Source organism: Micromonospora coxensis (assembly GCF_900090295.1).
Classification (GTDB): Bacteria; Actinomycetota; Actinomycetes; order Mycobacteriales; family Micromonosporaceae; genus Micromonospora; species Micromonospora coxensis.
In genome coordinates this window covers 165137-178452 of record NZ_LT607753.1, presented here as the reverse complement: position 1 = coordinate 178452, position 13316 = coordinate 165137, and the positions used below count along the sequence as shown (strand labels likewise).

General features: G+C 76.7%; 9 protein-coding genes. 5 read left to right on the top strand and 4 right to left on the bottom strand.

Annotated features, from left to right (window positions below; all coding sequences use genetic code 11):
• The first annotated feature begins 62 nt into the window (after nucleotides 1-62).
• The 3 genes from GA0070614_RS00795 to GA0070614_RS00785 are packed head-to-tail and all read left to right on the top strand — an operon-like array spanning nucleotide 63 to nucleotide 5820.
• Nucleotides 63-2519, top strand: coding sequence for a glycoside hydrolase family 3 C-terminal domain-containing protein (locus GA0070614_RS00795; RefSeq protein ID WP_088979115.1), 2457 nt, complete (start codon nucleotides 63-65; stop codon nucleotides 2517-2519).
• Nucleotides 2516-3577 carry a LacI family DNA-binding transcriptional regulator gene (locus GA0070614_RS00790; RefSeq protein ID WP_088974175.1) on the top strand — a complete coding sequence of 354 codons (1062 nt, stop codon included), beginning with the start codon at nucleotides 2516-2518 and terminating at the stop codon, nucleotides 3575-3577. The genes GA0070614_RS00795 and GA0070614_RS00790 overlap by 4 nt, the downstream gene beginning before the upstream one ends.
• A gap of 20 nt (nucleotides 3578-3597) precedes the next feature.
• Nucleotides 3598-5820, top strand: coding sequence for a glycosyl hydrolase family 95 catalytic domain-containing protein (locus GA0070614_RS00785; RefSeq protein WP_088974174.1), 2223 nt, complete (start codon nucleotides 3598-3600; stop codon nucleotides 5818-5820).
• Nucleotides 5821-5825: 5 nt separating this feature from the next.
• Here the strand turns inward: GA0070614_RS00785 and GA0070614_RS00780 are convergent, their stop codons facing one another.
• From GA0070614_RS00780 to GA0070614_RS00770, 3 genes are read right to left on the bottom strand one after another with little or no spacing between them, the layout of a single operon-like run.
• On the bottom strand, nucleotides 5826-6644 hold the full coding sequence (locus GA0070614_RS00780) for an SDR family NAD(P)-dependent oxidoreductase (protein WP_088974173.1): 819 nt from the start codon (nucleotides 6642-6644) through the stop codon (nucleotides 5826-5828).
• Nucleotides 6641-7981: a flavin-containing monooxygenase gene (locus tag GA0070614_RS00775; protein WP_088974172.1), complete on the bottom strand. Its 1341-nt coding sequence runs from the start codon at nucleotides 7979-7981 to the stop codon at nucleotides 6641-6643. The genes GA0070614_RS00780 and GA0070614_RS00775 overlap by 4 nt, the downstream gene beginning before the upstream one ends.
• 56 nt (nucleotides 7982-8037) lie before the next feature.
• Nucleotides 8038-8679, bottom strand: coding sequence for a TetR/AcrR family transcriptional regulator (locus tag GA0070614_RS00770; protein ID WP_088979114.1), 642 nt, complete (start codon nucleotides 8677-8679; stop codon nucleotides 8038-8040).
• Between the two features lie 78 nt (nucleotides 8680-8757).
• Here GA0070614_RS00770 and GA0070614_RS00765 point away from each other — a divergent pair, with 78 nt between their 5' ends.
• On the top strand, nucleotides 8758-10110 hold the full coding sequence (locus GA0070614_RS00765; protein ID WP_088974171.1) for an MFS transporter: 1353 nt from the start codon (nucleotides 8758-8760) through the stop codon (nucleotides 10108-10110).
• Between the two features lie 12 nt (nucleotides 10111-10122).
• Nucleotides 10123-11241, top strand: coding sequence for a coiled-coil domain-containing protein (locus GA0070614_RS00760; protein ID WP_088974170.1), 1119 nt, complete (start codon nucleotides 10123-10125; stop codon nucleotides 11239-11241).
• Here GA0070614_RS00760 and GA0070614_RS00755 read toward each other — a convergent pair.
• Complete coding sequence (locus GA0070614_RS00755) at nucleotides 11229-13298, bottom strand: molybdopterin-containing oxidoreductase family protein (protein WP_088974169.1); 2070 nt, start codon at nucleotides 13296-13298, stop codon at nucleotides 11229-11231. The genes GA0070614_RS00760 and GA0070614_RS00755 overlap by 13 nt on opposite strands.
• Nucleotides 13299-13316 lie beyond the last annotated feature (18 nt).

Sequence of the window (13316 nt, the reverse complement as noted above, 5' to 3'; positions counted from 1 at the left end):
AGCGCTTCGACCCGACGATCGTCGCGCCGTACCGGGGCCAGCCCACGGAAGGTACGACCACCATGACCGACAGCCCCGCCCCGTCCTCCCGAGCCCGGATCGACGACCTGCTGGCCCGGCTCACCCTGCCGGAGAAGATCGGCCTGCTGCACCAGTGGCAGGCCCCCGTCCCCCGCCTCGGCCTGCCCGCGTTCCGCACCGGCACCGAGGCGCTGCACGGGGTGGCCTGGCTCGGCGAGGCCACCGTCTTCCCGCAGGCGCTCGGGCTGGCCAGCAGCTGGAACCCCGAGCTGGTCCGGGCGGTCGGCGCGGCCGTCGGCGACGAGGTGCGCGTCAAGCACCAGGCCGACCCGCAGCGGGTCGGGCTGAACGTGTGGGCGCCGGTGGTCAACCCGCTGCGCGACCCCCGGTGGGGACGCAACGAGGAGGGCTGGTCGGAGGACCCGTGGCTGACCGGCCGGCTCGCCACCGCGTACGCCCGGGGGCTGCGCGGCGACCACCCCGAGCGGCTGCGCACCGCGCCCACCGTCAAGCACTTCCTCGGCTACAACAACGAGACCGACCGGGCCACCACCTCCAGCGACCTGCCACCACGGGTGCTGCGCGAGTACGAGCTGCCGGCGTACCGGGCCCCGCTGGAGGCCGGCGCGGCGGTGGCCGTGATGGCCTCGTACAACCTGGTCGACGGGGTGCCGGCGCACCTGAGCCCGCTGATCGAAGGGGAACTGCGCGGCTGGGCCGACGACGAGGTGATGGTGGTCGGCGACGCCGGGGCGGTCGGCAACATCGCCGGGGTGCAGGAGTACCTGCCCGACCACGTCGAGGGCTTCGCCGCCGCACTGCGCGCCGGCATCGACAACGTCACCGAGGACGACGCCGACCCGGTGCCCACCGTCGCACGGCTCACCGAGGCGCTGCGCCGGGGCCTGCTCACCGAGTCCGACGTGGACCGCGCCGTCCGGCGGATCCTCAGCGTCCGGATCCGCCTGGGCGACCTCGACCCGCCGCACCAGGACCCGTTCGCCGGCGTCTCCCCCGACGTGCTCGACTGCCCGGCGCACCGGGAACTGGCCCGCGAGGCCGCCCGCCAGTCGATCGTGCTGCTGCGCAACGACGGGCTGCTGCCCCTGACCCCCACCCCGCGACTGCGCGTCGCGGTGCTCGGGCCGCTGGCCGACACCGTGTACGAGGACTGGTACAGCGGCACCCTGCCGTACGCGGTCAGCGCGTACCAGGGGCTGGCCGGACGGCTGCCCGAGGTCAGCACCCACGACGGCGCCGACCGGATCGCGCTGCGACTCGGCGACCGCTACGTGCGTTGCCCGGACACTCCCGAGGGCGGCCCGCTCACCCTGCACACCGAGGCCACCGGGTTCGACGTGTTCGACTGGGGCGGCGACATCCTGGCCCTGCGGGCGGCCGGCAACGGCCGACACGTCGGCGCCGACGACGACGGCGTGCTCGCCAACGACCGGCCCGGCCCGGGTGGCTGGGTGGTCCGGGAGACCTTCCGCTTCCGGCCCGGACCGCACGGCACGACGTGGCTGCACCACCTGGCCACCGACCGGTACGTCACCGTCGACGCCGACGGCCGGCTGCGCGCCGACGCGCCCGACCCGCAGGCCGCCACCGCGTTCACCGTCGAACTCCTCGCCGACGGCTGCGCCGAGGCCGCCGCGCTGGCGGCCGCCGTGGACGTGGCGGTGGTGATGCTGGGCAACCACCCGATGGTCAACGGACGCGAGACCGAGGACCGCCGCGACCTGGCCCTGCCGGCCGCCCAGGAGGCGCTGGCGCGCGCCGTGCACGCCGCGAACCCGCGCACCGTGCTGGTGGTGACCAGCAGCTACCCGTACGCGATCGGCGCCGTACAGGAGGGCCTGCCGGCGGTGCTGTGGTCGGCGCACGGCGGGCAGGAGCACGGCGCGGCGCTGGCGGCGGTCCTGCTCGGCGAGGCCGAACCGGGCGGCCGGCTCACCCAGACCTGGTACGCCGACGCGGCCGAACTGCCCGACCTGCTCGACTACGACGTCATCGGCGCTGACGCCACCTACCTGTACCACCGGGGTGACCCGCTGTACCCGTTCGGGCACGGGCTCGGCTACACCCGCTTCGACTACGCTGGCCTCCGGTTGAGCGCGACGGCGGTGACCGCCGGCGAGGAGGTCGAGGTGCGCTGCGAGGTCACCAACACCGGCGAGCGCGCCGGCGAGGAGGTCGTGCAGCTCTACACCCGGCAACGCCGCTCCCGGGTCAAGCAACCGCTGCGGCAGTTGCGCGACTTCGCCCGGATCGGCCTCGCCCCCGGCGAGCGGCGCACGGTCACCCTGCGGCTGCGCACCGACGAGCTGCGCTGGTGGGACGAGACCCGGGGCGGGTACGTGGTGGAGGACGCCACGCACACCCTGATGGTCGGCCGCTCCGCCCGCGACGTGCGGCTGCTCGGCGCGCTGACCGTGCGCGGCGGGGAACCCGCCGACCGGCGCCGCGCGCCGGCGGTCGCGGGACGGCGACCGTGACCGGCTCACCGGGGCGCCCGTCGCCCGGGCAGGTCACCATCGCCGACGTCGCCCGGCACGCCGGGGTGGCGGCGAGCACCGTGTCGTACGTGCTCAGCGGCAAGCGGGCCATCTCCGAGGTGACCCGGGCCCGGGTGCTGGCCAGCATCCGGCTGCTCGGCTACCACCCCAACGCCGGGGCGCGCGCCCTGGCCAGCCGCCGGGCCAACGTGATCGCGCTGGTGCTGCCGCTGCGCTCGGGCATGCAGGTGCCGGTGGTGATGCAGTTCGCCACGGCGGTGGTCACCACCGCCCGCCGCCACGACCACGACGTGCTGCTGGTCACCTCCGACGAGGGCCCGGCCGGGCTGCGCCGCATCGCCGCCAGCGCCCTGGTCGACGGGGTGCTGCTGATGGACGTGGAACTCGACGACGCGCGGGTGCCACTGCTGCGGGACCTGGCCCTGCCCAGCGTGCTGATCGGCTTCCCCGCCGAGGCCACCGGGCTGACCTGTGTGGACCTGGACTTCCACGAGGCCGGGGCGGCGTGCGTGGCGCACCTGGCCGGGCTGGGCCACCGGCGCGTCGCCCTGCTGGGCGCGCCCGCGGCGGTGTACGAGCGCGGCACCGGCTTCGCGCACCGCACCCGCTCCGGAGTGTCGGAGGCCGCCGCGCGCCACGGCGTGCAGGTGGTGGCCCTGCCCTGCGAGGAGGGCGCGGCCGACGTACGGCGGACCCTGACCGCGCTGCTGGCCGAGCATCCGGACATCTCCGCGCTGGTGGTGCAGAACGAGGCGGCGGTCGGGCCGGTGCTGGCCACCCTGCCGACGCTGGGCCGGCAGGTGCCGCGCGACATGTCGGTGGTGGCCATCTGCCCGGACCAGTTCGCCGAGCAGAGCGCCCCGATGCTCACCAGCGTGCCGGTGCCCGCCGAGGAGGTCGGCCGGCAGGCGGTGACGCTGCTGATGAGCAAGCTGCGCGACGAGCAGGTGCCGGAGGCGACGCTGCTGGCACCGCGGCTGACCGTGCGCGACAGCACCGCCGCCGCCCCGGCGGTGCACGCCGTCGACGGCCACTGACCCTCCGGGAGGGACCGTCGATGACGGACAGCCTGCCCGCGTCGGCCCACCGCATCTGGGCCTGCGCACCCGCCGCGAGCTGGGAGGACGCCTTCCTCGCCGGCAACGGTGAGTACGGGATCATGGTGTGCGGCGACCCGCACGCCGAACGCGTCATCGTCAACCACCACCGGTTCGTGCTGCCCAACGGCACCCGCGACGCGCGCCCGCCCGAGCTGGCCGGGCAGCTGCCCCGCATCCGGGAGCTGGTGCTCGCCGGCCGGCGTACGGAGGCGGCCCGGCTGCTCACCGGCGGCCGGGAGCTGGAGTGGACGCAGTCGTACCACCCCGGCTTCGCGCTGACCGTCGACGCGGTGGATCCGGGCCCGGTGGCCGACTACCGGCGCTGGACCGAGTTCGACACCGGGCAGGTCGTCGTGCGGTGGGCGGGCGGGCGACGGCGCTCGTTCGTCTCCCGCGCCGACGCGATGATCGTCACCGAGCTGGACATGGGCGACTGCGTGGTCGGGGTCACCGGTGAGCTGCCCGGCCGCCCCGCCGACGTGCGTTACGCCTGCACCGCGTACCACCGCGGTGAGCTGGTCCTGCTGCGGGTGCGGGGACGCTACCCGCCGGTCGGCGGCGCGTACGGCTTCGAGGGGCTGACCCTGTTGCGCGGCGACGTCACGCTCGACGGCGACCGGGTGGCGGTACGCGGGCCGGCGCTGCTGACCACGGTGCTCGACCGGGTGGACGAGCCACGCTGGCGCACCGGGGAGCTGGCGGACCGGCTGGCCGCCGTCGACGGCGACTACGACACCCTGCTGGCCCGGCACCTGCCCCGGCACGCGGAGCCGTACCGGCGGGTGAGCCTGGACCTGGGGGTGCCGGCGGCGCAGCGGGAGCTGCCGGTCGGTGAGCTGCTGGACCGGCAGCGGGCCACCCCGCACACGCCGCAGCCGGCGCTGGTGGAGCGGCTCTTCCACGCCGGCCGGTATTTGCTGCTCAGCGCCGGCGGGGAGCTGCCGCCCCGGCTGACCGGGTTGTGGCTCGGCTCGTGGGACGCCGCGTGGGCGGGTGACTTCACCACCGACGCCAACGTCAATTTGCAACTGGCCGGGGCGAACCTGGGCGCGTTGCCGGAGGTCACCGCCGCGCACGCCCGGCTGGTGGCCGGCCAGGTCGACGACTGGCGACGCAACGCCCGTGCCGTGTACGGGGCGCGAGGGCTGCTCGCGCCCAGCCGCACCGACGGCGAGCACGGGCACCTGTTCCACGTGCACCCCGACTGGCCGTTCACGGCGTGGCTGGCCGGCGCGGACTGGCTGCTGTTCCCGCTGTACGAGCACCACCTGGTGACCGGGGAGCCGCTGGGCGAGGTGGCCGGTTGGCTGGCCGAGGCGGCCGACTTCTTCCTCGACGTCCTCACCGTCACCGACGAGGACGGCACGGTGGTCGTCGTGCCGTCGTACTCGCCGGAGACGGGTCCGCCGGACGCCGACGGGCGGTGCGCGCCGGTGGCGGTCAACGCCACGATGGACGTCGCCGCCGCCCGGCACGCCCTGCGGGTCGCCGCCGAGGTGACCGGTTCACGCCGGTGGGACGAGCTGCGCGGCCGGCTGCCGGCGTACCGCATCGACGAGCGGGGGGCCCTGGCGGAGTGGGCCTGGCCGGGCCTGCCGGGCGACGAGGAGCACCGGCACGTCAGCCACCTCTACCCGGTGTGGCCGCTGGGCGAGATCGACCCCGACGACAGTCCCGAGCTGGCCGCCGCCGCCCACCGGGCGCTCACCCTGCGCGGCGACGAGAACCTGTCCGCGCACGGCAGCCTGCACCGGGCCCTGGCCGCCGCCCGGCTCGGCGACGGCGCCCTGGTCGGGGTGAACCTGTGCAAGATCCTCGGCAACGACATGTTCTTCCGGTCGTTGATGAGCGCGCACAACCCGGGGCTGGTCACCTACAACGCCGACGCCGCGCACGCCCTGCCGGCGGTGCTGATCGAGTCGTTGGCGCAGGCCCGGGCGGAGGTGGTGCGGCTGCTGCCGGCGCTGCCGCCGGGGCTGGAGCGCGGCACGCTGCGCGGGGTGACCCTGCCGGGGCGGATCACCGTGCGGGAGCTGTCCTGGCAGCCGGGGCGGGTCACGGCGTGGCTGGTGTCGGCGCTGACCCGCACCGTCGAGGTGCGCACCCCGTACGACACGGTGACGCTGCGGCTGTCCGCCGGTGTGCCGGTGCGGGTCGCGCACGCGGCGGACGGCGGGTGAGCCCGCTACCGGCCCGGGTCGCGGTGCCGGCGCACCATGCCGGCCGCCAGCGACGCGCCGTCCAGGTCACCGGCGGCGATCCGCGCCGCGACGGTACGCCGCACGAGCCGGTCGGCCAGCGCCGGCGCGTGCCGGGCCAGGGCCATCTCCAGACGTCCCCGGCCGGTGGTGGCGACGTCGCGGGGCGCCCGTCGGGCGGTGGCCGCCCGCAGGATCGCCGCGACCACGCCCTGCACCGGCTCCAGCCGGGACACCCCGCTCAGGGACAGCCCGGCCCGGGCGGTGCTGTCGTGGATCGGCGAGGCGACCATGCTGGGGTAGACGACGCTGACCCCGACGTGGGTGCCGACCTCCAGGCGCAGCGCGTCGGCGTACGCGACGAGGGCCCGCTTGCTCACCCCGTACGCCGCCGCGAGGGGCAGCGGCAGCACGGCCATCCGGCTGGCCACGAAGATCACCCGCCCGCGGGCGGCGACGAGGTCGGGCAGGGCGGCGGCGGTGGTCCGCCAGGCGGCGAGCAGGTTCACCTCCAGCTGCGCCCGCACCGCCTCGTCCGGGGGCAGCTCCGCCGGGGCGGGCCCGCCGACGCCGGCGTTGTTGACCAGCAGATCCAGCCCGCCGAGCCGGTCGACGGCGGCGCGTACCGCCGGCGCCACGGCGGCCGGGTCGGTCAGGTCGCAGCCGAGCACCGCGGCGGTGGTGTCCGGGTGCCTGTCCAGGCCGACGACCTCGGCTCCGGCGGCGCGCAGCGCGGCGCACAGGTGCCGGCCGAAGGTGCCCTGGGCGCCGGTGACGAGCACCCGGCGGCCCCGCAGGCCGGTCACGGCCGCACCGGCGCGCCGGGGAAGCGCACGCCCTCGCCCCGGGCGGCGCGGCGGGCGCCGGCGGTGAGTTCCCGGCCCAGCAGCGCCAGGTACGCGTCGAAGTCGACCCGCATGGCGGGCCGGCGCTCGCCCCACCGGTCGACGGCGGCGCGCAGTTCGGCGCGGATGTCGGCGTGCTGGCGCGCCGGGTCGGGCAGCGCGTACGTGCCGGCCAGGTGCGCGGCGACCAGCCGGGCCTGCGCCTCGAGCAGCGGGAAGGCGGCGCCGGTGGACTGCATCAGCCCGACGAACGTCAGGCCGGGCACGTCGGGGTGGAAGACGTGCCGGTACAGCGGCAGGGTGTCCGCGCCGTCGCCGAGCAGCGCCGGGTCGAGGAACGGCACCTCCACCCGGTAGCCGGTGCACCAGATCACCAGGTCGATCTCGTCGCTGCGCCCGTCGGCGAAGGTGACGGTGTCGCCGTCGAAGCCGGTGACGCCGGGGCGGACCTCGATCTCGCCGTGGGTGAGTCGGGACAGCAGCCCGTCGGAGAGGGTGGGATGGTCCTGCAGGAAGCCGTGGCTGGGGGCGGGCAGGCCGTAGCGCTGCGGTGGGCCGACGGTGGCGGCGAGCATCCGCTGGCTGATCCGCTGGCGCAGCCGCCACGGCAGCCGGCGGGCCAGGGCCCCGTTGAGGGTGTCCGACGGGCGGCCGAGCAGGTGCTTCGGCACCACCCAGACGCCCCGGCGCAGCGACAGCAGGGTACGGGCGGCGGCGTGGGAGGCGTCCACGGCGATGTCCATGGCCGAGTTGCCGCCGCCGACGACGAGCACCCGCCGGCCGGCGAGCTGCTCCGGGCCGCGGTAGGCGTGGCTGTGCATCTGCCGCACCGTGCCGGTGGGCACCCCGGGGGTCTTCGGCGCCCGGTTGTGCCCGTTGGCGACGACGACGGCGTCGACGGTGACGCGAACCGGGCCGTCGGGGGTGTCGGCGTGCACCTGCCACCGGCCGCCGGTCTCGGGGACCACCCGGTCGACGACGTGGCGCAGCCGGATCGCCTCGCGCAGGCCGAAGCGGTCGGCGTAGTCGCCGAGCCAGCCGGCGACGCGGGTGTGGTCGGGGTAGTCGGGCCAGTGCGCCGGCATCGGGTGGTCGGCGAACTGGGTGCGCGCCTTGCTGGTGTTCAGGTGCAGCGTGCGGTACGCCGGCGACCCGGCCGCGCCGAACACCCACAGCCCGCCGACGCAGTCGCCGGCCTCGAAGCAGACCGCCGGCACGCGGGCGTCGGCGAGGGCCTTGAGGGTGGCCAGCCCGGCGGCGCCCGCCCCGATGACCGCCACGACCGGCTGCGCGCTCATCGCCACTCCCCTCTAATCCAACGACTGTCGGATAATGGCCGGGGTGCGGCGGCGCGTCAAGAGCTGCTGCCGTACAGCCCGTCGAGGAGGCGGTGCACGAAGGCGCGGAACTCCCGCCGCTCCCGCGCCGGCGAGCCGTCCGAGGCGGCCAGGGCCACCACGTGGGCGTGCACCGCCCACACCAGGCTGCGCACCGTCACGTGCGGGGTCGGCTCGACCAGCGCGCCACTGGCCGCGGCGGCGGTGAGCAACTCGGTGACCAGGCGGTACAGCGGCGCGGCGTAGCGCTGGTCCAACTCGGCGTGCCGGTGCGGTTCCAGCCAGCGGCGCAGCCACAGCGCGGTGGTCTCCGGCCGGTCCTCCAGGAAGTCCACGAACACGTCCACCAGATCGTGCAGGGCCCGCAGTGCCGCAGCCGGCCCGGCCTCCAGCGCCGCCCGGGCGTTGCCGGCCGCCGCCTCCAGGGCCTGGCGTTCGGCGGCGAAGACCCGGGCGAAGCAGGCGTCGTAGAGCTGCGCCTTCGTGCCGGTGTGGTGCGAGACGGTGGCCACGTCGACGCCGGCGGCGGCGGCGACCTCCCGCAGTCCGACGGCGTCGAAGCCCCGCTGGGCGAAGAGTGTGGTCGCGGCGGCGAGCACCGCCTCGCGGGTGTCGCGGCTCTGGTCGCGGCGGGGCCGGCCCGGTCGGCGGCGGGGCATGGTCATGGCGACCATTCTGCCCCTACAATCCAGCATCCGTTGGATTGGTGGGCGACGCGCCCGGGACAGGAGGCCGCGATGAGCGGGCCCGACCAGCAGGTGGCCGCGCTGCCCCGCGCGCCGTTGCTCGGCTTCGCCGCCGGCTCGCTCGGCATGGGCGTCTGGGTCACCGTGCCCGGCCTGCTGCTGCTCTACTTCCTCACCGACGTGCTGGCGGTCACGCCGTGGCTGGCCGGTCTGGCGCTACTGCTGCCCAAGGTCGCCGACGTGCTGCTGCACCCGTGGATCGGGCACCGCTGCGACGTCGAGCAGGCCCGCCGGGGTGACCGGCGGCGGCTGCTGCTGCTCGGCTGCGCGCTGCCGGTCGCGTTCGCCGCGCTGTTCGCCGTGCCCGGCGGGCTCAGCGGCGCCCCGGCGGCGGCCTGGGTGGCCCTCGCCTTCGTCGCCGGCAACCTGCTCTTCGCCGCCTACCAGGTCCCCTACCTGGCCACCCCCGCCGACCTGCGGATCGGCTACCACGAGCGGACCCGGCTGATGGCCTTCCGGATGGTGGTGCTGACCCTCGGCATCCTCGTCTCCGGCCTGCTGGCACCGCTGCTGGCCGGCGGGGACACCGCCACCCGCGCCGGCTACCAGCGGATGGGGATGCTGCTGGCCGTCGGCATGCTCGCCGCCATGCTGGTCGGTGTCGCCGGCATCGCCCGGCTGCGCCGCACCGCCGCCGCGCCGACCGCCGGGCACACCGGTGGGTGGCGGGCGCTGGGCGCGGCCCTGCGGGACCGGCAGTTCCGCTGGCTGGTCGCCGCCTACCTGGCGATGTCGACCACCACCCACCTGGTGCTGGCCGGGGTGCCCTACTACGCCGAGTACGAACTGGGCCGTCCCGGGCTGACCACCGTGCTGGTGGCCGCGTTCGTCGCCCCGGCCCTGCTGGTCACCCCCGGCTGGCTGGCGGTGGCCCGCCGGGTCGGCAAGCAGCGCGCCCTGCTCGTCGCGCAGGGCGCGTTCGCCGTCGGCTCGCTGGTCCTCGCGGTGGGACGGCCGGCCGGGCTGGCGGTGCTCGTCGCCGCGGTGGCGGTGCTCGGCGTCGCGTTCGCCGGCATGCAACTGCTGCCGTTCGCGATGGTGCCGGACGTGATCCGCGCCGGCACCGGCGCCGCCGGCACCTACACCGGGGTGTGGACGGCGACCGAGGCCACCGGCGCGGCGCTGGGCCCGTGGGCGTACGCGCTGTGCCTGGCCGCCGGTGGGTTCGTCGCGTCCGCCGCCGGGCAGAGCGTCGTGCAGCCCGACTCGGCGCTGGCCGCGATCCGCTGGGGTTTCGGGTTGCTGCCCGCCGCGGCGATGCTGCTGGCGGTGCTGCTGCAACGCCGCTACACCCTCGACGGCGCGGCCCGCGCCGCGGACCGGCCGGTCGGCGCCGCGCACTAGACTTCCGCCTCGATGGACGCCCAGCCCGCACCCGCCGAGACCCGCCCCTGCGCGCACTGTGGACGGGAGGTGCCGCAGCGTGCCGGCGCGGGCCGGCCGTTCCGGTACTGCCGGGACAACGACGGCGCCTGCCAACGGGCGTCACGCAACTCGCGGATGCGCCACCGCAACGCCCCCGGCCTGCCCGGGCAGGTCGCGCGGACCTGGGAGGCGGTGGACCGGCTCGACCAGATCGTGGAGACGCTGACCGAGGCGCTGCACGCCGAACTGTCCCCGGTCGGGGTCGAGCGGCAGCTCGCCCAGGTCCGCGCCGAGACCGCCGCGCAGATCGCCCAGGCGCACACCGAACGCGACGAGGCCCGCGCCGACGCCGAGGCCGCGAGCGCCGACGCGGCGCGCGCCCGGCAGGAGGCCCGGGTCGCCGTCGCCGACCGGGAGGCCGCCGAGGCGCGGGCGCGGCAGGCCGACGACCGGGCCGCCGCCGCCGAGGAGCACGCGCAGCGGGCCGAGACCGCGGCCGAGGCCGCCCGCCGTGCCGCCGGCGCCGCCGAGGCGTTGCGGGTACAGGCCGAACGGGACCGCGACGCCGCCCGCCACGAGCTGCGCGGCCTGCGGGCGGAGCGGGACAGCGAGCGGCAGCGCGCCGCCGACCTGAGCGTGGCCCGCGACGCCGCCCACGCCGACGCGCAGCGGGCCACCGCCGCCGCGGCCGAGGCCCTGGCCCGCGCCGAGCAGGCGGGCGCCGACGCGGCGGCGGCACGCGCGGACGCCGACCGGCACGCCGGGCAGGCCCGGCAGGCCCGCGCCGACGCCGAGGCGGCGCTGCGGGACCGCGACGCCGCGCGGGCGAGCGCCGAGCGCAGCCGCGAGGAGGCCGCCGCGACGTCGGCGCGGGCGCGGGAGGAGGTGGCCGCCGCGCTCGGGCAGCGCGACGCGGCCACCGCGGAGCTGGCCGCGTCGCGGCAGGTCGCCGCCGCCGTCCAGGCCCGCCTGGCCGAGCTGGAGGTACGCCTGCGCGCGGCCGAGGCCGACCGCGACGCCGCCCAGCGTCGCGCCGCGCAGCTCGCCGACCAGGTCAGCGACCTGGCGACGGCGCTGGCCCGGCTCGGTACCCCGGCTCAGGCCGGCTGAGCCGGGACGGCCCGCACCTCGACGCGGGTGTCGTGGAAGGTGGGCCCGCCACCGAGGTCGGTGTCGCGGACGGCGGTGACCGCGTTGACGGTGCTGCCGCCGGGGCTCAGCCGCGCCCAGTACGCCTTGTAGGTGAACGCCAGTCCGGGTCGGGTGGCGTCGTCGACGGCGACGGTGGCGAGGAACTCGCCGCGGTCGTTGTGCACCCGGGCGGTGTCGCCGTCGGCCAGGCCCCGGGCGGCGGCGTCGTCGGGGTGCAGGTGGATGCGGGGCGGGCCGCTGCGCCGCAGGTGCCACGGCTGCGACGCGAACGTCGAGTTCATCAGGTACCGGCCGGCCGGGGAGATCAGCGCCAGCGGGAACCGGCGGGCCAGGTCGGTGTCGCCGGCCTCGGCGGGCGGGGTGTAGCCGACGAGCGGGTCGACGCCCTGCGCGGTGAGCTGCGGGTCGTACAGCCGGGCCCGCCCGTCGCGGGTGGGGAAGCCGCCCTTGGCGTACGGGGCGGTGCCGACCTCGACGCCGGTGGCCCGCGCGTACGTGGCCCGCTCCAGCTCCTCGTAGCTGACGCCGCTGCCGTCGAGCAGTTGCCGGACCAGGTCGGTGTCGCTGTCGCGCAGCCGGGGGTGCGCCAGGCCGAGGGCGGCGGCGATGCGCCGGAAGATCTCGGTGTTGGGCAGCGCCTGCCCCGGCGCGACGGTCGCCGGCAGGTTGAGGGTGGCGTAGTGGTGGCCGTAGGAGGTGTGCAGGTCGAGGTGTTCGGGCTGCATGGTGGCCGGCAGCACCACGTCGGCGAAGTCGCAGGTGTCGGTCCAGCGCTGCTCCAGCACCACGGTGAACAGGTCGGCGCGGCCCAGGCCCTGCCGGAGCCGGTTCTGGTCGGGGACGGTGGCGACGGGGTTGGCGTCGAAGACGACCAGGGCGCTGACCGGCGGGTCGACCTCGCCGGTCAGCGCGGCGGCGAGCCGGCTCATGTTGATCGACCGGGCCGGCGGGGCGGGCATGTCGGCGGGGCGGGCCACCCGGTCGGGGTCGATGCGGTGGTGCCCGCTGGTGGTGACCAGGGCGCCGCCGCCGGGGTGGCGGAAGTCGCCGGTGACCAGCGCGATGGCCGCGATCGCCCGGATCGCCTGCCCGGCGCCGGCGTGCCGTTGCAGGCCGAGCCCGACCCGGATGGCGGTGGGACGGGTGGTGGCGATCCGTTCGCCGAGGCGGCGCAGCACGTCGACGTCGAGGCCGCACTCGGCGGCGGCCCGGTCGACCGGCCACTCGTCCAGTCGGGCCCGCAGCCGCTCCCAGCCGGTGGTGTGCGCGGCGAGCCACTCGGTGTCGGCGGCGCCGAGGTCGCGGATGTGGCGCATCAGCCCGAGGGCGAGGGCGGCGTCGGTGCCGGGCAGCGGGGCGACGTGCTCGTCGCTGCGGGCGGCGGTGTCGGTGCGCAGCGGGTCGACGGTCACCACGTACGCGCCGCGGCGGCGGGCCTCGGCCACGAACGGCCAGTGGTGCAGGTTGGTCGAGAGCAGGTTCGCCCCCCACAGCACGATCAGCTTCGCCTCGACGATCGACTCCGGTTCGAAGCCGACGGACCCGCCGTAGATCGAGGCGAGGGCGGCCCGGGCGGCGGCGGTGCAGATGGTGGTGCGCAGCCGGGACGCCCCGAGGTGGGCGAAGAGCCGTGGTCCCATCGTCCAGCCCTGCACCAGGCCCATGGTGCCGGCGAAGTAGTACGGCAGCACCGATTCCGGGCCGTGCCGGTCGATGCCGGCGCGCAGCCCGTCGGCGACCCGGGCCACCGCCTCGTCCCAGCTCGCCGGCCGGTACGACACCGGGCCGACGCCCTTCGGGCCGACCCGCACCAGCGGGGTGGTGAGCCGGTCGGGGCCGTTGACCACGTCGAGGTAGCGGTTGACCTTGCCGCACAGCGCGCCCCGGGTGAACGGGTGCCCGGGGTCGCCGCGCAATGCCACGGCCCGGCCGTCGGTGACGGTGAGCTGCCAGGCGCAGGTGTCCGGGCAGTCCAGTGGGCAGGCGCCGGGGTGCACGCTCGTGGTGGGGGCCATGCCGCGGATGCTATCGCC

Bases quoted from the DNA above. Each gene is read 5' to 3' on its own strand.
- GA0070614_RS00795 (WP_088979115.1), top strand. From the start codon at position 63: ATGACCGACAGCCCCGCCCCGTCCTCCCGAGCCCGGATCGACGACCTG.
- GA0070614_RS00785 (WP_088974174.1), top strand. From the start codon at position 3,598: ATGACGGACAGCCTGCCCGCGTCGGCCCACCGCATCTGGGCCTGCGCA.
- GA0070614_RS00775 (WP_088974172.1), bottom strand. From the start codon at position 7,981: ATGAGCGCGCAGCCGGTCGTGGCGGTCATCGGGGCGGGCGCCGCCGGG.
- GA0070614_RS00770 (WP_088979114.1), bottom strand. From the start codon at position 8,679: ATGCCCCGCCGCCGACCGGGCCGGCCCCGCCGCGACCAGAGCCGCGAC.
- GA0070614_RS00765 (WP_088974171.1), top strand. From the start codon at position 8,758: ATGAGCGGGCCCGACCAGCAGGTGGCCGCGCTGCCCCGCGCGCCGTTG.
- GA0070614_RS00760 (WP_088974170.1), top strand. From the start codon at position 10,123: ATGGACGCCCAGCCCGCACCCGCCGAGACCCGCCCCTGCGCGCACTGT.
- GA0070614_RS00755 (WP_088974169.1), bottom strand. From the start codon at position 13,298: ATGGCCCCCACCACGAGCGTGCACCCCGGCGCCTGCCCACTGGACTGC.